General features: G+C 62.1%; 18 protein-coding genes. 9 read left to right on the forward strand and 9 right to left on the reverse strand.

Annotation, left to right across the window (positions count from 1 at the left end; genetic code table 11):
* Positions 1 to 31 precede the first annotated feature (31 nt).
* The 3 genes from NE851_RS25265 (at position 32) to NE851_RS25275 (ending at position 6,927) form a co-directional block, all read left to right on the forward strand.
* Positions 32 to 3,805: a FecR domain-containing protein gene (locus tag NE851_RS25265; protein WP_127430241.1), complete on the forward strand. Its 3,774-nt coding sequence runs from the start codon at positions 32 to 34 to the stop codon at positions 3,803 to 3,805.
* Positions 3,805 to 5,787 (forward strand): adenylate/guanylate cyclase domain-containing protein, encoded by a 1,983-nt coding sequence (locus tag NE851_RS25270; RefSeq protein WP_127430240.1) that lies wholly within the window; start codon positions 3,805 to 3,807, stop codon positions 5,785 to 5,787. The genes NE851_RS25265 and NE851_RS25270 overlap by 1 nt, the downstream gene beginning before the upstream one ends.
* A 159-nt stretch (positions 5,788 to 5,946) precedes the next feature.
* Complete coding sequence (locus NE851_RS25275) at positions 5,947 to 6,927, forward strand: SDR family oxidoreductase (protein WP_254958549.1); 981 nt, start codon at positions 5,947 to 5,949, stop codon at positions 6,925 to 6,927.
* Positions 6,928 to 7,045: 118 nt separating this feature from the next.
* Here the strand turns inward: NE851_RS25275 and NE851_RS25280 are convergent, their stop codons facing one another.
* The gene (locus tag NE851_RS25280) at positions 7,046 to 7,936 is read right to left on the reverse strand and encodes a LysR family transcriptional regulator (RefSeq protein WP_127430239.1); all 891 of its coding nucleotides are present in this window, start codon (positions 7,934 to 7,936) and stop codon (positions 7,046 to 7,048) included.
* A gap of 171 nt (positions 7,937 to 8,107) precedes the next feature.
* Here NE851_RS25280 and NE851_RS25285 point away from each other — a divergent pair, with 171 nt between their 5' ends.
* A complete protein-coding gene (locus NE851_RS25285; RefSeq protein WP_063474668.1) occupies positions 8,108 to 9,004 on the forward strand; it encodes a DMT family transporter in 897 nt (298 codons plus the stop codon).
* A 32-nt stretch (positions 9,005 to 9,036) separates the two neighbouring features.
* Here the strand turns inward: NE851_RS25285 and NE851_RS25290 are convergent, their stop codons facing one another.
* Positions 9,037 to 9,573 carry a GNAT family N-acetyltransferase gene (locus NE851_RS25290; RefSeq protein ID WP_097542208.1) on the reverse strand — a complete coding sequence of 179 codons (537 nt, stop codon included), beginning with the start codon at positions 9,571 to 9,573 and terminating at the stop codon, positions 9,037 to 9,039.
* Between the two features lie 44 nt (positions 9,574 to 9,617).
* Complete coding sequence (locus NE851_RS25295; protein WP_047610721.1) at positions 9,618 to 10,370, reverse strand: nucleotidyltransferase domain-containing protein; 753 nt, start codon at positions 10,368 to 10,370, stop codon at positions 9,618 to 9,620.
* Between the two features lie 284 nt (positions 10,371 to 10,654).
* Here NE851_RS25295 and NE851_RS25300 point away from each other — a divergent pair, with 284 nt between their 5' ends.
* Together NE851_RS25300 and NE851_RS25305 are read left to right on the forward strand one after the other, a co-directional pair.
* Positions 10,655 to 11,350, forward strand: a complete 696-nt coding sequence (locus NE851_RS25300) for a fumarylacetoacetate hydrolase family protein (protein WP_097542207.1) — start codon at positions 10,655 to 10,657, stop codon at positions 11,348 to 11,350.
* Between the two features lie 10 nt (positions 11,351 to 11,360).
* Positions 11,361 to 11,891 (forward strand): gamma carbonic anhydrase family protein, encoded by a 531-nt coding sequence (locus tag NE851_RS25305; RefSeq protein WP_097542206.1) that lies wholly within the window; start codon positions 11,361 to 11,363, stop codon positions 11,889 to 11,891.
* Positions 11,892 to 12,178: 287 nt separating this feature from the next.
* Here NE851_RS25305 and NE851_RS25310 read toward each other — a convergent pair whose 3' ends face one another.
* From NE851_RS25310 to NE851_RS25330, 5 genes are all read right to left on the reverse strand, one after another.
* Entirely contained in the window at positions 12,179 to 12,580 is a 402-nt protein-coding gene (locus NE851_RS25310) for a hypothetical protein (protein ID WP_047610727.1), read from the reverse strand.
* Positions 12,581 to 12,990: 410 nt separating this feature from the next.
* On the reverse strand, positions 12,991 to 13,389 hold the full coding sequence (locus NE851_RS25315; protein ID WP_047610729.1) for an ester cyclase: 399 nt from the start codon (positions 13,387 to 13,389) through the stop codon (positions 12,991 to 12,993).
* Positions 13,390 to 13,474: 85 nt separating this feature from the next.
* Positions 13,475 to 13,873 (reverse strand): Fur family transcriptional regulator, encoded by a 399-nt coding sequence (locus NE851_RS25320; protein ID WP_047610731.1) that lies wholly within the window; start codon positions 13,871 to 13,873, stop codon positions 13,475 to 13,477.
* On the reverse strand, positions 13,870 to 14,685 hold the full coding sequence (gene znuB, locus NE851_RS25325) for a zinc ABC transporter permease subunit ZnuB (protein ID WP_063474663.1): 816 nt from the start codon (positions 14,683 to 14,685) through the stop codon (positions 13,870 to 13,872). Before znuB ends, NE851_RS25320 begins: the two co-directional genes overlap by 4 nt.
* Positions 14,678 to 15,613: an ATP-binding cassette domain-containing protein gene (locus tag NE851_RS25330; RefSeq protein ID WP_063474662.1), complete on the reverse strand. Its 936-nt coding sequence runs from the start codon at positions 15,611 to 15,613 to the stop codon at positions 14,678 to 14,680. Before NE851_RS25330 ends, znuB begins: the two co-directional genes overlap by 8 nt.
* 102 nt (positions 15,614 to 15,715) lie before the next feature.
* Here NE851_RS25330 and NE851_RS25335 point away from each other — a divergent pair, with 102 nt between their 5' ends.
* From NE851_RS25335 to NE851_RS25345, 3 genes are all read left to right on the forward strand, one after another.
* Entirely contained in the window at positions 15,716 to 16,744 is a 1,029-nt protein-coding gene (locus NE851_RS25335; RefSeq protein WP_063474661.1) for a zinc ABC transporter substrate-binding protein, read from the forward strand.
* Between the two features lie 143 nt (positions 16,745 to 16,887).
* Entirely contained in the window at positions 16,888 to 18,093 is a 1,206-nt protein-coding gene (gene zigA / locus NE851_RS25340; RefSeq protein WP_063474660.1) for a zinc metallochaperone GTPase ZigA, read from the forward strand.
* Positions 18,090 to 18,269 carry a hypothetical protein gene (locus NE851_RS25345; protein ID WP_063474659.1) on the forward strand — a complete coding sequence of 60 codons (180 nt, stop codon included), beginning with the start codon at positions 18,090 to 18,092 and terminating at the stop codon, positions 18,267 to 18,269. The genes zigA and NE851_RS25345 overlap by 4 nt, the downstream gene beginning before the upstream one ends.
* Positions 18,270 to 18,411: 142 nt before the next feature.
* Here NE851_RS25345 and NE851_RS25350 read toward each other — a convergent pair whose 3' ends face one another.
* On the reverse strand, positions 18,412 to 18,735 hold the full coding sequence (locus NE851_RS25350) for an RcnB family protein (protein ID WP_063474658.1): 324 nt from the start codon (positions 18,733 to 18,735) through the stop codon (positions 18,412 to 18,414).
* Between the last annotated feature and the right edge of the window lie 221 nt (positions 18,736 to 18,956).

Here is an 18,956-nt window from a genome sequence, read left to right on the forward strand (position 1 = left end):
CAAAGGGGAAGTGGGGTTTGGGGTTGGGGTCATGCTGGGTCGCTGGAAAAACATCTGTCGCGCCGGGGTGGCGCTTGCGCTTGTCGTGCCGGGCTTTTCCCCGGCGGCGGCCGACCCGGTGCAACGTGCAACACCGGTCGCCGGATCCGTCATCGCCCGCAAGACCGGCGAGGAGGTCCGCTTCATCGACGTGTCGAACTGGCGCGTCGTCGACATCCATCAGGATCTGCTGACTGGCGACGTGCTGCGCACCAATGCCAACGGCCAGCTCGCCATCGTCTTTTCCGATCACACCCAGGTTCGCCTCGGCCGCAATTCCTCGCTACAGGTCAAGAAGATGGCCGCAAGCGGCGACACGACGCTGGAGCTGCAATCAGGAACGATCTGGGCGCGCGCCGAGCGCGGCGGCCAAGGCCTGACGGTGGAAACGCCGGCGGCCGCAGCCGCCATCCGCGGCACCGATTGGACCATGACGGTCGAGGGCGACAAGACCTCGATGATCGTGCTCGAAGGCCGCGTCGCGCTCAGCAACCCACAGGGCAGCGTCGAAGTGAGCGAAGGTGAAGGCGCCGTCGCCACCATCGGTCAAGCGCCGCGTAAGCTCGTTATCGTCACGCCCGACGATCGCGAGCAGATGCTGTTTTACCTGAACCTGCGAGACGGCTTCGGCCTGATGCCGACCTCGCCGCTGCCGGCAGGCCGCATGGCCGACGAGCGCCGCCGGCTGCTGGCATTGCCGCCGGAGCGTCGCACAACCGAGGACTGGCTGGAGCTTGCCGAAGTGCAGAGCGCCTTCGACGGCCGGCAGGTCGCCGCAGAGACGCTTCAGCAGGTTCGGGGCCGCAAGCTGACGACCGCCCAGAAGGCGCGCGTCGACCTGATCGATGCCACGATCGCCGGCTCCGAAAAACGTTACGACGAAGCCGCAAGGCTGTTTGCGACGGCACTGCCGCATCTCGACGCCAACCGCCGGAACATGGCGCAGTATGGCGCTTACTTCGCCCGCTCGCTTGCCGATCCCGCCCATGTCGAAAAACCGCCGTCGGCTGCCGTCGGTCCCTATGGCGCGATCATGAAGGCCTACACCGCCGGCTTTCTGGAAAACCCGCGCGCCGCTCTCGATGTGATCAGCCAAGCAGAGAAGCGTTTTCCCGACGATCCCACCCTACCCGCAATCCGCGCCCAACTGGCGCAGCTGATCGATGACCGCGCCCAGATGCAGGAGGCCGTGAACCGCGCCCTCTCGCTCGATCCCAACCATCCGATCGCCCTTGCCGCGCGCGCCTCCTACAAGGCGAGCTATGAAAGCGATATCGACGGCGCCCTGGCCGACCTGAACCGCGCCATCGAGCTTGCGCCCGGGGCATCGGGATCGTTGAACTCGATGGGCCTGCTGCAGAATGCCCGCGATGCCAATGGCGAGGCCGAGGCGGCCTTCCTGAAGGCGATCGCGCTCGATCCGCAGGACCCGGTTCCCCACGGCAATCTTGCCATTCTGTACCTGGACCAATCCAGGATGAAGGATGCCAAGCGCGAGATCGACACAGCGCTCGCCGTCGATCCGTCCTACGACATCGCTCTCCTCGCCCGCGGCCGCTACTACCTGCAGACCGGCGAGCGCGACAAGGCGCTGGCGGACTTGCTGGCGGCCAGCACCGCCAATCCGGCGCATTCGCAGTCGCAGCTGATGCTTGCCGCCGCCCACTACGAAAAGGGCGACCGTCTCCCCTCCGAGCAAGCGGTCGACAATGCCGACAGGCTCGACAAGAACGATCCCGTCATCTCTTCCTTCCGCACTGCGGTCGATATCGACGATTACGACGCCGACGGCGCGATCCGCAACGCCCAGGAGTTTCTCCGCCGCTCAAGGGCGCGCGGCGGCGATTACAGCGCGCTCGGCGCCAACCAGGACGCCGGCTCGACCCTGAACAACGCCTTCCGCCTCCAGGGCCTGGACGCTTGGGGCCGCTATTATGGCGATGCGGTCTTCAGTCCCTTCGAAGGCAGCGGCTATACCGACCAGTCGATCAAGGGCAGCATCTTTCCCTTCAGCAATGCGACGGATTTCGGCGACGACAATATCAGCCAGTACCGCCTCAACACGTCGAGCTTCTCCTCGCTCTTCCAGGGCCTGCTGCTCGATCCGCATATGCTGTCGGGCCGTTCGCGCTCGGCCACGCTTCTGCGCACTCCCTTCATCGAAGGTTCGCTCGGCGGCGGCATCAACAGCGTCGACGGCCATACCAGGCGCATCGGCGAGGCCGAAATCCAGGGCTTCTCCAACGAAACCATCCCGCTCAGCTTCTACGGCAACCTGAACTGGGAGGAGATCGCCCGCGACAGTGACTATACGGATTTCGGCGGCTTCTCCACCGACAACAAGATCCTCAGCGGCAACGGTTATCTCACAGCGACGATCACCCCGGATGACCGCGTCGTCGCCTACTTCAATGGCGCCAAACGCGATTTCGACCTCGACACATTGAGCAGCAATTCCCAGCTGTCGACCATTCTGAACGACGGCCTGTTCATTCCCCTGCTCGGCTTCCCTCTGGCACCCGACGAATTGCCGCTTTATCAGACCCGGCGCGACATCATCACGACGACCAATGCCGGCATCGGCTGGAGCCACACATTTGGCTATGAAAACGTGCTGAATGCAGCGCTGCTCTATTCCGGCACGCGAACGAAGACCACCGACGAACTAGCGTTCGATTGGGAGACGGTGCCGTTCCTTGGCGGTCCCGGCACCGATATCCATCCTTTCGGACAGATCAGCCAGGACCAGAGCTCGAAGACCTATGTCGCCGCCCTCAACCACGATATCGGCGCGGGACCCATGACCTTCCGCTATGGCATCGAGGGCGGCTGGATCGATGCCCACAACAGCAGCTTCCTCCACATCGAGGATATCGTTCCGGGCTTCCTCGACGGCACGACGCTCGGCCCCACGGAGGCCGACAACCGCGTCGACATTGCCCGCGCCTATGTCGACGTGCTGCACGAGATCACGCCTGATCTGAAGGGCGAATATGCGCTGTTCGGCACCCGCATGTCGGGTGACGGCGTCGATGTCAGCCGGCTGGAGCCGCGCTTCGGCCTTGCCTGGGCGCCCGTCCAGAACCATTGGCTGCGCGCCGCCTTCATGCGCCAGAGCGTCGACACCGGCGTTCCGACCCTTGCCCCGGTCGGCATCCTCGGCCTGCAGCCGAACCAGTTTTCGGTCGGCATCGAAGGTTATAGCGATACGGTGGCGCTGCAATGGGATGCAGAGTGGACCGACCGCTTCTTCACCTCGGTCGAATACCAGCACCAGGAACTGCATGATTTCTCGATCGATTTTCCGTTGATCTCGCTTCCGGCAGCCGACAGCCTGCCGCTGTCGCGCGGCAGCATCGACCGCGCCGCCGTCACCGCCAACGTCGCCCTCGGCTATGGCTTCGGCCTGTCCGCCACCTATGCCTACATGGAGTCGGAGAACAAGGACCCGCTGGAGCCGAATTACGGCGGCTCGCTTCCATTCATTCCGAAAAATTCCGGCCAGATCGCCCTGACCTGGGTCAATGAGGCCAAGGTCAAGGCGACGGTGGCGGCCAACTATATCGGCGAACGCGACGGCGACGATCTCGGCACCAAGCTCGACGACTATTGGAGCCTCGACGCCCATCTGATCTGGGAACCCCTGGACAAGCGCATCGCGCTGGAGGCGGCCGCCTACAACCTGCTCGACGAGGATTTCGAGCTGACGCCCGGCGTACCCGGCTGGGGCCGCGCCTTCAAGGGCACGCTCAAAGTCCGCTTCTGATGCAGGCGCAGGACAAGCCTCGGCAGGTCGGACCCGCCAGCCGGCAAACCGAAAGCCGTCATCTCAGGCTGCTGGTGCTGGCGCTTGCAACGCTGGTCGCCATCTCGCTCTTGTCGCGCCTGCCCGCCTGGTCGCTGCTCGAGCTCAGAAGCTTCGACTATCTCTCGACCGTCGACGATCCGCGCCCGCCGCAAGGCGGACCCGTGATCGTCGCCATCGACGAGCCATCGCTTGCCGATATCAATGCGCAGTGGCCCTGGCCGCGCAGCCTGCATGCCGAACTCATCAGGCAGCTGCGCGCGGCCGGCGCCCGTGTCATCGGCCTCGACATCATCATGGCCGAACCGTCGAACCCCGACAATGATGCGGCAATCACCGGGGCCGTCGGTCCCGATGTCGTGCTCGCCGGCGATGAAACGCTGATCGAAACGCCGCAGGCCTCGCAGCTGATCCGCGCCACGCCGCTGCCGCAGCTGACCGAAGCAGGTGCGGTGACCGGCATCGCCTCCATCGATCTCAGCGGTGACGGCACGTTCCGGCGCATTCCAGGCTATGAGGACGGTTTTGCAGCCATGCTGATGAAGGCGGCGGGAGCAGCAAACATAGCCTTGCCCTCCGGCCGGCTCATCCAGTCCTTTGGCCCGGCCCGCTCCTATCCGACGGTCTCCTACTACCAGGCGCTCGACCCCGAGAATCTGCTGCCGCCGGGTTATTTCAAGGACCGCGTCGTGCTCGTCGGCCTCAGCCTGCAGAATGCGCCCGAGATCGAAAAGGGCGGCGTCGATGCCTTTGCCTCGCCCTATACCGTTCATACCGGCAAGCTCGTCTCCGGCGTCGAGATCCAGGCGACGATCTACGACAATATCCGCCGTGGCCTGTCGATCGCGGAGGCTCGTCTGCCGCTGGTCGCCGCCTGCATACTGATCTCGGTGCTGCTGGCCGCCGCCACCGTCTGGCGTTCGACGGGATTGCTGACGATCGTCGCCAGCGCCGCCGCACTCATCGCCTTCGCGGCAGCGAGTTTTGCCGGCATGCGCTTTGCCCATGTCTTCGTCTCGCCGCTCGGCCCAGTCGTCGCCTATGTCTCGGTCGCCTTCGGCCAGGCGGCCTTCGATTATGCCGAGGAGCGCCGCAACAAGCGGCAGATCATTCGCGCCTTCGCCCAATATATCTCGCCCGATCTGGTCCGCCGCCTGTCGAACGATCCCTCGCAGCTGAAGCTCGGCGGCGAGCGGCGCACGCTCTCGGTGCTGTTTTCCGATGTGCGGGGGTTCACCACCATCGCCGAGACGCTGAAGGACGATCCGGAGCAACTGACCGGCCTGATCAACCGGCTGCTGACGCCGCTCTCCGACGTGGTGATGGATCACGGCGGCACGATCGACAAATATATGGGCGATTGCATCATGGCCTTCTGGAACGCGCCACTCGACGATCCCGACCACGCGCTCCATGCGGTGCGCGCCTCGCTTGCCATGCAGGCGGCGATATCGAGGCTGAACAGCCAGCTGGAGCGGGAGGCGGCGATACGCGGCGACAAGCCGCATGTGCTGAAGATGGGCGTCGGCATCAACACCGGTGAATGCATCGTCGGCAATATGGGCTCGACCCGCCGCTTCGACTACTCCTGCCTCGGCGACAGCGTCAACCTCGCCTCCCGCCTCGAAGGCGCCTCGAAGAATTATGGCGTCGCCCTGTTGCTCGGCGAGGAAACCGCCAGGCTGGTCGCCGATACCTACACCGTCGTCGAACTCGACCGCATCATCGTCAAGGGCCGCACCGTGCCCTCACCGGTCTATACCGTCGTGCACAAAGCCGATGCTGAAGCGCTTGCCGCCCACCAGGCTTTCATCGAGACGAAATATGCCGGCACACTTGCGCCAGCCGACCCCGCCTTCGACAGGCTGGCCGCTGATATCCCCGAGCTTGCCGCCTACTACGCGATCGTGCGGGATGCGCTGGTGGGCGATGGTGGGGAATGATGGCCACTTGTACGGCAGGCGATCAGTGACGGCTTTCGGCTCAACGCGACCCCGCTCGCGGCGCAATCTTCGGTGCACGAGATTTGCGGGAGACGATTACGTTCTTTCGCGCTATGAAGGGTGATCACCAGATCCCGCCCATAGACCCCGAGGTCACTCATGGCTTTGAAAGTTCTTTTCATTGGCGGCACCGGCCAGATTTCCTATCCCTGCGTCGACCGCGCCGTTGCTGAGGGCCATCATGTCAGCGTCTTTAATCGCGGCTTGAGAAGCGACCCATTGCCTGCGGGGGTGACCTCGATCGTCGGTGAACTTGGGTCGACCGCCTATGCGGATCTCGCCAGGGCCAATTATGATGTCGTCTGCCAATTCATCGCCTTCACGCCCGATCAGGTGGCGCGCGACATCGAGCTGTTTGCGGGCAATTGCGGTCAGTATATTTTCATCTCTTCGGCCTCGGTCTATGAAAAGCCGCCGCGTCACTACGTGATCACCGAGGAGACGCCGGCGATCAATCCCTACTGGCCCTACAGCCAGGCCAAGATCGCCTGCGAGGAATTGCTCAAGAAGTCCAGCAATCTGGCCTGGACGATCATCCGCCCCAGCCACACCGTTCGCACCGGCCTGCCGATCATGATGAGCGATAGCGACGTCATGGCGAGACGCATGCTGGACGGCGAACCCACCATCGTGGCGGGCGATGGCCACACGCCCTGGACACTGACCCGCTCCGTCGATTTCGCAGTGCCTTTCGTCGGGCTTTTCGGCAAGAAAGCAGCGCTCGGCGAGATTTTCCACATCACCTCCGATCGCGCCCACATCTGGGACGATATCCAGAAGACGATTGCAAGATTGCTGGGCGTAGAAGCCAAGATCGTCCACGTACCGACCGACACCCTGATCAGGTACAATCCGGATTGGAGAGGCCCGCTGGTCGGCGACAAGGCCTGGACGGCCATCTTCGACAATTCGAAGGTCAAGCGCGTGGCGGGTGACTTCACCTGTGCCGAGAGCCTGGATGAAATCCTGGCTGAGCCGATCATGCACCTCAAACAGCGCCTGGCCAAAAGCCGTCCGCCAAAAGGTGAACTTGATGCCCTGATCGACAGGATATGCGCCGCGCAAAGCGCTCTCGGCTAGCGCGCCGCGTGCCCTTTCGGACGCAGAAAGGACGCTCTAGCACTTTCAATCCTCGCATCGTGCTTTCCGAAAATCGATTCCGATTTTCGGGTCGATGCGCTGGGCATGTCCCGACCCGTCAGCTCGCCAAAGTCAGGCCGCCGTAACGGCTGACTTCATTCTCGATTTCGGCGACCAGCGTATCGAGCGCCGGATTTCGCGCCTTTCGGGCGCGGCGCACCACATAGGCCAGGGCGGGAGGTGTGGGCAGGCGGTTGGTGATGATATTCATCTCGGGGCGCAGGTGGCGCCCGTTCAGAAGCGCCACACCCAGGGCGGATGTGACCGCCGAGACGATTCCGGCGGCGCTGGCGCATTCGAACACCGTCTCGAGCAGCGTGTCGCCGTCCTGCCCGATATCAAGCGCCCATTGGCGATAGAAGCATTCGTCGTCAAAAGACAGGAATGGAATGGGACCACTCGGCGGCAGAGGCAAGTGCGCATGCTTCACCCAGTAGAGCTGCTCCCGGAAAAGGACGATATCGGTCGGGCGAACCTCGTGGGCAAAGATCTGCACGATCGCAGCATCGAGCTCGCCCCGCTCCAGCATCCCCCTGAGAACCAGACTCATTCTGACCTTGGTGCGCACCGCGACATCAGGATGGAGACGACGAAACCGGCCCAATATGCGGGCAAGGTCCGTGCAGGTCGTGTCCTCGGTCAGCCCCAGCGCGATGCGCCCGGCGAGCGGCGTTTTCGTCAGGCTGAGAAGCGCTTCGTCATGAAGGCCAAGGATACGTTCGGCATAATCCAGCAAGTCCTCTCCGGCGGCGGTGAACATGGCCGAGCCTGATTTGCGGCTGAGCAAATCGCAATCGAGGCTGACCTCGAGCCGCTTGATCTTATGGCTGACGGCCGATTGCGACAGACCGAGCGCCTCGGCGGCGCGGGTGACTCCACCATGACGGCGAACGGACCACAGGACCCGCAACGCGTCTATTTCCAATCGTCGGCTGTTGAGTTCGGTCACGGCGGCGCCCTCTGCTCACTGTGTCGCAAAATCTATGCATGGAGCTGGTCGGCCTGACAAGTCGCCATCGATAAAGCGAGCGTCTTGTCATGTCACGATCGAAATTTGTCATGTGCGATGACACCTGGCCTGACCTATGTCAGAGCAGAACGTTATCGAAATGAGTATGCCATGACAGATCAATCAATCGTCCGGCCCGAGCCGCGACGACACCCTCTCCTCTGGCCCGTGCTCGCGGCACTTCTGGTGATCAGTTGGAGTTCCGGTTTCGTCGGCATCCGCTACGCCAGCGAGGGGGCAAGCGTCATTCTGGTCTTGTTCTGGCGCACCCTTCTGTCGGGACTGATACTGCTGCCCTTCGCGCTGACCATCGGGCCAAGGATGCATCTGCGCAGTGTGCTGGGGCAAATGCTGTTCGGCGTGATGTCGGTCTTCCTCTATCTCGGTGGATTCGCTCTCGCCATCGAGCAGCGCGTGCCGACGGGACTGGTCGCACTGATTTCCGACCTCTTGCCGCTGGCGATTGCGTGCCTGTCGCAACCGCTCCTGGGCGAACGGCTGACATTGCGGCAATGGCTGGGGACGACGATCGCCGTGGTGGGCGTTCTGCTCGTTTCGCTCGAAAGCCTGAGCTTCGGCCAGGCCCCGCTCTGGGCCTATGGGCTGACGGCCGGCTCGATGCTGATTTTCGCCCTCGCCTCGGTTCTCTACAGACGGCGGCGCGACGAGCACATGCCTGTCCATCAGAGCCTTTGCATCCAGACCCTGACCGGCTCGGCCTTGTTTTCGTTCTGCGCCTTCATGCAGGGCAATATGATCCCGCCGATGACCATCGATTTCGCCATCGGCATGACATGGCTCGTGCTGATCGCAACCTTTACCGCCTATTCGGTCTATTACACCAGTCTTCGACTTTTCCCGGTGGCGCAGGTCAGCGCCGCAATCTACCTCAGCCCACCCGTCACCATGTTATGGGCCTGGGCCCTGTTTTCCGAGCCGCTGACGGCAACGATGTTCGTCGGATTGGCGGTGACAATGGTGGGTGTCTGGATGACCTCGCGAGCGTGAACGCTTGTGCGGATGCGATCGGCGCTTGCCGCTTAAGTCCGGAAACTGCCGAAGGCGTACATGTTGGTCGGCGCGCCGTGCAACATCACCTCGCACTCGAAGGCGAAGCCACATTTTTCGAGAATGCGTCTTGACGTGGTGTTGGCGGTGCGAACCAATCCGATCACGCGATCGGCCTGCAGATCGTCGAATGCAAATGTCAGGGATTCCCTGACCAATTCCGTGGCATAGCCATGGCCCCAGCTTTCAGGTTGCAGATGATATGAAAGGTTGAGGCCATCGAATTCCGTGGAAACAGTGACGCCGCCGAACCCTATCAGCGCGCCGTCTGACTCAACAGCCCAACGCCCGAACCCGTGATCTTTCCAATGCCCGATATCGCGCGCGAGCCGCGCAGCACTTTCCTCCGGCGTATCAGGCCGGGGCACCGGTCGGTGTGCGACCAGTTCCGGCCGCGAAAAAAGCCGGATCAGGAAATCGGCATCCCCTTCCACCGGAGGTCTGAGAAGCAATCTGGCGGTGCGCCTCACGGCAGACTGCAAGACACCTTTGAACTCATTCTCAAACATCTTTCATCCAATTTTCAAAATGCGGCAACGTGACCGATACCAAATTATTCCAGGCGGCGCGCTTCCAGCGGCGCGTTCTGCCGGTACCCGTCGAAATAGCGGCCGCCATGCGGGGCGAGCTCGCGGTCGGCAAGGGCCAGCAACCGGGCGCCGTCGCCCTGCCCCGCCAGCCTGAACGCCGCGTCGAATTCGGCCGCCAGTTGCGCATCGAGCGTCTTCAGGACACGCGGCGCCCACTTGCCGCGGCCGCTCCATGCGCCGCGCCCGAGCAGGATCAGATCGGCGAGCTTCTGGTAGAGCAGTGCGGCGATAGCGGCGACCTCTTCGGGCGGGCGGGCGCCGCGCAGGTCATCGGCCAGATCGGTGACCTGATAGCGCAGCATGTCATAGTCTGCCCCGGCAAGAGGCTTGGGCCCTGCCGCCAGAATATCCGCCGCCTTTGCCTGGATGAGGCGGGCGCTGTCGATATCCGGTCCCAAAATGCAGCCTGTCATCACCATGTTGACCATGATCGGATAGCCGCTGTCAGCATCCCGATGAAGATAATGCGCTAGCGTCTGCGCATCGTGGACGAAGGCCTCGACCGGGAAGCCGTCCTCAGTGAACGATTCCCGCCAGGCTCTTTCCAGCGACGGGAAGACGACGACCAGATCGATATCGGAAAACGCAGTCCCTTCGCCGCGCATGATGGAACCCGCCACATAGGTGAAAGCAGCCCCGGCAAAGCGGCTGGCGACACAGCGGCGGGCAGCGGCCAGCGCCCGCTCCGCGAGAATATGTTTCTGGATATCGTCCACGATCTCGTCCTCGAATGCGGGACACGGGCGGGAACAAAAAACCCGCTCGTTTCCGGCGGGTTGGTCTCAGCAGCGATGAACGGAATTCAGTTCACGCGTCCACCACCCACCGCGGCGCGGTGGTCGTAGACTTGGTCGAAACTGCAAAAATCCTGCTCATGGCCAAGGTTAACCCGCGACCGTGACGGCGTCAATGCACCCGATCCGGGCGCCAGGGATGCTTTCCCGGCGCGACGTTTTCCGTCTAAGATGGCGCAAGAGTCGAAAACAGGAAGAGCCCGCCCATGCCCCATCCCGCCACCGTCATTCCGCGTCCCGCACCGGTACTACTGCCGGTGGACGGCAGCGCCGAGCGTTTTCCGGTGCGCCGCGTCTATTGCGTCGGGCGCAACTATGCCGACCATGCGATCGAGATGGGCCATGATCCCAGCCGCGAGCCACCCTTCTTCTTCCAGAAGAATGCCGACAACCTGCTGCCGGCGGGCCACGCCTTTCCCTATCCGTCGCTGTCATCAGACGTGCATTACGAGGTCGAATGTGTGCTGGCGCTGAAATCCGGCGGCGCGAACATTCAGGCCGCGGATGCGCTCGACTGCATCTACGGCTATGCCGTCGGCATCGATTTCACCCGCCGCGATCTGCAGGGCGAGGCAAAGAAGCTCGGCCGTCCCTGGGAAGTCGGCAAGGCTTTCGAACATTCCGCCCCCGTTTCGTCGATCGTTCCGGCCAGTCGCCTCGGCCACCCCACGCAGGCAAAGATCTGGCTGGAACAGAACGGCAAACGCGTTCAGGACGGTGATCTCAACCAGATGATCTGGAAGGTGCCGGAGATCATCGCCGAATTGTCGAAGCTTTTCACCTTGGCGCCCGGCGATATCATCATGACCGGCACGCCCGCCGGCGTCGGCGCAGTCGCCAGGGGCGATCATATCTATTGCGGCATCGACGGTATCGCCACCCTATCGGTCGAGGTCGTCTGAGGAGAGAGTCATGCCCGTCTATGCGCTCGGCGGATCGACGCCGAAACTGCCCGCCGCCGGCCTCTATTGGATCGCACCGGATGCCAACATCATCGGCCGAATCGAGCTCGGCGAGAATGTCGGCATCTGGTTCGGCGCAGTGCTGCGCGGCGACAACGAGAAGATCACCGTCGGCGAAGGCAGCAACATCCAGGAGGGCGTGATGGCCCATACGGACATGGGCTTCCCGCTGACGATCGGCAAAGGCTGCACCATCGGCCATCACGCCATTCTCCACGGCTGCACCATCGGCGACAACGCGCTGGTCGGCATGGGCGCCACCATCCTCAACGGTGCGAAAATCGGCAACAACTGCCTCGTCGGCGCCAATGCACTGGTCACCGAAGGCAAGGAATTCCCAGACAACTCCCTGATCGTCGGAGCACCCGCCCGCGTCCTGCGCACGCTCGACGAAGCGGCAATCGGAGCCATCCGCCGCTCGGCGGAAAACTACGTCGCCAACTGGCAACGCTTCGCCCGCGATCTCAAGCAGATCGGGTGACGCGCCACAGAGTTGTTGCCATTGGCAATCCAATCAAGAAAAACGCCGCTTCGGGATTCCGAAATTCGCGGCGTTTCGTGAGGTGTGGACGGAGAGAAACAGCCAATGATTTCAATGCCGCAACCAATTTCGGGATTCCGAAGTGCTATATAGAGTCTGGTCGGGTATTGCCGGCATCGACTAATCGCAGCCGGGCCAATAGCTGCCGTAGCCACTCCAGTGGAGACCTCGCATCGATCCCCGACGCCTCGAAATGACGGCCCAGCCCGATTTCGCGGAAGAGTGCCTTATTCGGCGGCTTCGAGAAACTGGCTGTTCCGTGAGGAAGAGGCAAGAGCCTGAACCCTGGCTTCGGCCTTGGCGATCAATTGATAGAATTCGTCCTGCGCTTCGACATCCAGTTGGATGACGGCATTGACGTCGTCAGGTGTATCGCAGACGCAAGCGACCGCCGAAATGGGACAGATGCCGCCGGGATAACGTTTGCCGCTGCCCGTATAGGCGCGGCGACCCCAGCGCTCGGAATAGACCGTCTCTTCCCGTTCGAGATGCAGGATCGTTCCCTTGCAAGCGGTCACGATAGCTGCCTTGCCGTAAGCGAACCAATGATAGTTCAGCTTCCGGAGAATATATTTGCCGGTGATATCTTCGCCCGCCAGCTCGGCAGGGTTTTCAATCATTCTGATCATGACGGCTTCCTCAACGTTTAAACAATATCCGTCATGTCGTCGCGCGCAGCAAGTCGAAAAACGCTGCTTTTGGAGACACTTAGTCACAAAGTGTTTCCGATTCTTACACCAAACGCTCGCGGAGCTGCCCGTCGGGCACACAATTCTTCGTCGAATTTACCGCAACCTGCCACCGATTTTGCCCTTGCTCGAGCTGGCGGCGACGTCAATGTCCCCTGGTGTTTCTCGGTCAGGGCTCGATATCTCTTTCTGACTGGCCCGAAGACCGCGCCGTTTTCATCCCGGGAAACGGCCGGTTCGTTTCGCCAATTTGCCACCTGCAGAAGAATTTTATGGTCGACGCGATCAACCCATCTCCGCCACCGTTCCGTCAGAACCCACCAAGGTCGGCAAACCGCAAGACCGTGCAATCACCTCTCGCCTCGAAGCTGAGCTTCGATTGCCACCTTGTCGATCACCGACCAGACCTCGACGATCTTTCCGTGGCGAAATTCGTAGATCACGTTCTCGCTGAAGGCAACGCGCCTACCGTTGACCTCGAGGTCGAGGAATTTTCCCTTCGGCGTGCAGTCGAAGCCCAACCGGCAAGCGACGTAAGGCGGGTCGGCGATCAGCATCAGGACATTGAAATGGAGATCGGGAATCTCATCGAAATCCCGCTCGAGCATGGCGACGTAACCCGACAGCCCAAGCCGCCGGCCGTTATGGATCGCGCCGTCGTCGACGAATTGCCCTAGCTTCTGCCAGTCCTGGCTGTTCAGGCAGGCAATGTAATCGCGGTAGCGGTCGGAGAGGTCGGTTTTCGTCACGCGATTGCTCCTGTGTTGCAGGAATGAGGTGGGTGGCGTTCTCACCAGACGTGGCGCATCGGGAAACGGCCGCAACCCGCTCCAATCAGGCCGCACAGGCCTCGCACAATCCGCGGATCTCGATCGTCGTCTTTTCCGGCTTGAACTTCTGGCCGCGCACCCAGGCCATCAGCCGATGGTCGACTTCATGGTCGTGGAACTCCATCACCTGGCCGCAGCTTTCGCAGATCGCGAAGGCGACGATGCCGTGGCTGTGGCAGTCGTCGCCGGGATGGGCGCAGGCGACGAAGGAGTTGATGCTTTCAAGCCGGTGCACGACGCCATATTCGAGCAGCTTCTCCAGCGCCCGGTAGACCTGCAGCGGCGCGCGAAAACCGTGATCGCGCAGCTTGTCGAGAATGGTGTAGGCGCTGAGCGGCCCATCGGCCTTTTCGAGCACATCGAAAACAAGCGACTGGTTCTTGGTCAATTGCGGTGTCGTCATGAGCCTTGTCCTTGCATGACCGCGCGATGGCGCCTGAGGGGAAGCAGGCTGAGCATGAAGAGGATCAGCGCCGCAACCACGATCGAGGGGCCGGAGGGCGTGTCGTAGGTGAGCGAACCGAACAGCCCGCCGACGACGGCGATGGCCCCGATCAGCGAGGCGAGCACCGCCATGACCTCAGGCGTCGACGAGAAGCGCCGCGCCGCAGCCGCCGGAATGATCAGCAGCGAGGTGATCAGCATGATGCCGACGATCTTCATGGCAATCGCGATGACGACGGCCATCAGCAGCATGAAGAACAGCCGCGCCCGCTCCGGCTTCAGCCCCTCGGCCTCGGCGAGCTCGGCATTGACGGTCGCCGCCAGCAGCGGCCGCCACAGCCAGGCCATTGCCACGAGAACGAAGAGCCCACCGCCCCAGATCAGCGCGATGTCGGTCGTGGAAACGGCAAGGATATCGCCGAACAGGAAAGCGATGAGATCGATCCGCACCCAGCTCATGAAGGCGACCATGACGAGGCCGATCGCAAGGGTCGCATGCGAGAGGATGCCGAGCAGCGCATCGGCCGACAGCGCCTGGCGCTTCTGCAGGAACAGCAGCAGCACCGATACGAGGGCGGCGACGGCAAACACGGCCAGTGTCAGATTGAGTTCGAAGAGCAGCGACAATGCGACGCCCAGCAGCGCCGAATGGGCGATCGTATCGCCGAAATAGGCCATGCGCCGCCAGATGATGAAGCAGCCGAGCGGCCCCGTCGTCAGCGCCAGCCCGACGCCGGCAAGGATGGCGCGCACGAAGAAATCGTCAAGCATGGCGATCTCCCGCCGCATGCTCATGGGCGTGCGGATGCGTGTGGCCATCACCGGCATGCCCATGGTCATGCCCGTCATGCCCGTGGTCGTGCGCATGGCCGCCGTCATGCGCGTGATGCCCGTCATCGGCGTGGCAATGATCGGTGACCGTGCCGTCCGCATGCTGCACGCGCCCATCCGGCAGATGCGTATGATCGTGATGATGGCTGTAGACGGCCAGCGTCTGCGCCGCCCGGCTGCCGAACAGGCGCACATATTCCGGGCTGCGGCTGACGGATTCGGGCGTGCCGCGGCAGCACACATGACCATTGAGGCAGATGACGGTGTCGGTCTCGGCCATGACGACGTGGAGATCGTGCGAGATCAGCAGAATGCCGCAGCCGCTGGCGTTGCGGATCGATTTGATGAGATCGTAGAGGGCGATCTCGCCGGAGAAATCGACCCCCTGCACCGGCTCGTCGAGCACCAGCAGATCCGGCTTGCGGGCAATGGCGCGTGCCATCAGCGCCCGCTGGAATTCGCCGCCGGAAAGATGCTGCACTTCGGCATCGAGCATATGGGCGATGCCGGCGGATTCGAGCGCCGAGAGCATGTCGCGCTCGGGCAGCGGGCCGGTCAGCGTCATCAGCCGACGCACCGAAAGCGGCAGGGTCCAGTCGATCGACAGCTTCTGCGGGACATAGCCGACCTTGAGGCCGGCCTTGCGCTCCACCCTGCCCTCGTCGGGCTTCAGCACGCCGATTGCCGCTTTGGCGCTCGTCGATTTGCCGGAGCCGTTCGGCCCGATCAGGGTAACGATCTCGCCGCGCGAGACGGAAAAATCGACGCCGCGCACCAGCCAGCGGCCATTGCGGAGAACGCCGACATTTTCAAGCGAAACCAGCGGTTCGGCCCTGACACTACCGAGGGTCTTTGCGGGAGAGAGCATCAAATTTTCCGAAAGTGCTGTTGCGTCCTGCTATTGCACACGTTATAGCATAACGCAATTGATGTAATAACATAACAATTGTAATTCAAGGGAAGCACACTGATGCAACGTGCCCTGGGGCCATTTCTCAAAGTCTTGGCCTTCAAAATACCGGCTCTCGCAATCATGGGCGTCGCAATCCCCGCCTTGCTCTTTGCCGGAACGATGCGGGCCGCCGATGCGCCTGTCGTCGTCACCTCGATCAAGCCGATCCATTCGCTGGTTTCGGCGATCATGCAGGGCGTCGGCGAACCGGAACTGATCGTCGACGGCGCCGCCTCCCCGCACACCTACAGTCTGAAGCCGTCGAATGCCCGCGCTTTGCAGGACGCCAAGGTGATTTTCTGGGTCGGTCCCGGCCTCGAGGCCTTTCTCGAAAAGCCACTGCAGGCGCTCGGCCGGGATGCCAGCATCGCTGCACTCGATGAAGCGCCCGGCCTCGTCAAACTCCCCTTCCGCGAGGGCGGCGCCTTTGAAGCGCACGATGACGGCGACGAGCACGACACTGCCTCCGGTCACGAACATCACGATGCCGAAGCCACGCATGCTGCCGACGATCACCACGACCACGGCGCCTTCGACACCCATCTCTGGCTCGACCCGATGAATGCCAAGGCGATGGCCGCCATGATCACCACGACGCTGGTCGCCGCCGATCCCGCCAATGCGCTGACCTATCAGGGCAACGCCAAGGCTCTCGACGACAAGCTGGATGCGTTGGATACCGAGATCAAGGGCATTGTCGCTCCCGTCAAGGACAAGCCCTTCATCGTCTTCCACGATGCCTACCAGTATTTCGAGCATCGCTACGGCATCCGGGTCGCCGGCTCGATCACCGTCAGCCCGGAAACCATTCCCGGCGCCGAGCGTGTTTCGGAAATCCACAGCAAGGTCGGGCAACTCGGCGCCACCTGCGTCTTTGCCGAGCCGCAGTTCGAACCGCGCCTCGTCGATGTGGTCATCGAAGGCACGCACGCCAAATCAGGCGTGCTCGACCCCGAAGCGGCGACGCTGAAGGCCGGCCCCGATCTCTACTTCACCCTCATGCGCGGCATCGCCAACAGCATTAAGGGCTGCCTCTCCGGCGCATGATTGTCATGCGCCGCGCTGCGCGTCCTGCCGGACACGCGACGTTTTGGAGAAAGCTGAAGCGGAAGAAGGCGGACACCCCCGTTCCGCCTTTTTTCAGCGCAATCCATGTAATGATATAACATTAATAATTCGATGAGGTTCCCATGGACAATAGACTTCCCGTCACCGTGCTTTCAGGCTTCCTCGGCGCCGGCAAGACGACGCTGCTCAACCATGTGCTCGCCAATCGCGAAGGTTTGCGCGTCGCCGTCATCGTCAACGACATGAGCGAGGTGAATATCGACGCGGCGCTGGTGCGCGACGGCGGCGCCAATCTCTCCCGCACCGAGGAGCAGCTTGTCGAAATGACCAACGGCTGCATCTGCTGCACACTGCGCGACGACCTGTTGAACGAGGTGCGCCAGCTCGCCGACCAGGGCCGCTTCGATTACCTCCTGATTGAATCCACCGGCATTGCCGAGCCCCTGCCCGTCGCCACCACCTTCGAATTTCGAGATGAGAACGGCCAAAGCCTTTCCGACGTCGCAAGGCTCGACACCATGGTGACCGTCGTCGACGCCGCCAACCTGCTTGCCGATTATGCCTCAGCCGATTTCCTCGCCGACCGCGGCGAAACGGCGGGTGACGGCGACAACAGGACCATCGTCGACCTGCTGGTCGAGCAGATCGAATTCGCCGATGTCGTGGTGCTGAACAAGGTCGGCACGGCCAGCGAGGAAGAGCGCGACGCCGCCCGCAAGATCGTCACCGGCCTCAACCCCGATGCCAAGCTGATCGAGGCGGATTTCGGCAGGGTGGCGCTGAACGAAATGCTCGGCACCGGCCGCTTCGACATCGACAAGGCCGAGACCCATCCACTCTGGTACAAGGAGCTGCACGGCTTCCGCGATCACGTGCCGGAGACCGAGGAATACGGCATCCGCTCCTTCGTCTATCGCGAAAAACGGCCCTTCCATCCGGCAAAGCTGCAAGCCTTCCTCGACAGAAGCTGGCCGGGCGTGGTGCGCGCCAAGGGCTTCTTCTGGCTGGCGACCCGGCCGCATCATGTCGGCGAGATCAGCCAGGCGGGCGCGATCGTTCGTACCGGCAAAATGGGTCTGTGGTGGGCGGCCGTACCCCGCGAACAATGGCCCGAAGAGCCAGGCTTCATGCGCGCCATCGGCCCCTATCTCGACCCGGTCTGGGGCGACCGCCGCCAGGAAATCGTTTTCATCGGCGCCGATCCGATGGACGAAGCCTGGATCAGGAAGGAACTCGACGCCTGTCTGGTCGACACCACGGTGTTTGCACCGGAACGCTGGCGCAAACTGCCTGATCCCTTCGCCAGTTGGAGCCGGCAGGCAGCATGAAAGCGACGGCGATCAAATCCTACCGCTGCATCTGCCAGGAATGCGATCCCTTGCCAACAATCGAAGGACTTCATCCGCTGACGTATCCACCGGACCCTGAGACTGAAACCCGCAAACCGAAGGGATTTCTCGGCATCATCGCTGACCGGGTAATGCCTTTGCGCCGGCAGGATTAACCGATCACCGGCGAGAGCAACCCCTCCCTCACCTGCGCCTGTCGCAGGACTGACGGAGAGAACGAGGATACCTATCGATACTCATTGCCCTCAGTTGGAAAGAGGGCAGCCAAATCCGTCCTCTTTCCTCATCCATCTGCGATCAACGGACGGTAATGATGCTGGAGATGATGCCGCTGGTGACGCTGATCAACAGGTAGTCATTGTCAGCGCGGACCCAGCGATAACCGCGCGGCGGAGGCGCCAGCCGATAGCGGCGGTAGTCGTTGACATCGGAGAACCGGCGACGCTCGCTGGCATTGACGCGGTATCCCTTTTTCCAATGCGGCCGGATGACCTTCTTCTCAACGATCACCCGCTTCTGCACGACAGGCGGACGGCGATAATCGTCAGCACTGGCCTGGGAGACAATCATCGGAGACAGAAGAAAGGAGGCGGAAAGAAGAGCTGCAAGAATCTTTTTCATGTCGGGTTCCTCGTGTTGGCACGGGAACAAACTAGGGCTGAAAAGATGAACCGAAACTGAAATATAAATTAAATTTTCGTAATAGAATCCGATGGCTGTGGGTTGCGGCTAATATTTTAGGTTAGTCTTATACACTATGACGAAGAGCCGTTTTACCCGACACGGCACAATCGCTGCATAGCGCCAAAAGATCGGATTCGATTTTCGGAAGAATTGGGCGC

This window comes from Rhizobium anhuiense bv. trifolii (genome assembly GCF_024346605.1).
Classification (GTDB): Bacteria; Pseudomonadota; Alphaproteobacteria; order Rhizobiales; family Rhizobiaceae; genus Rhizobium; species Rhizobium anhuiense.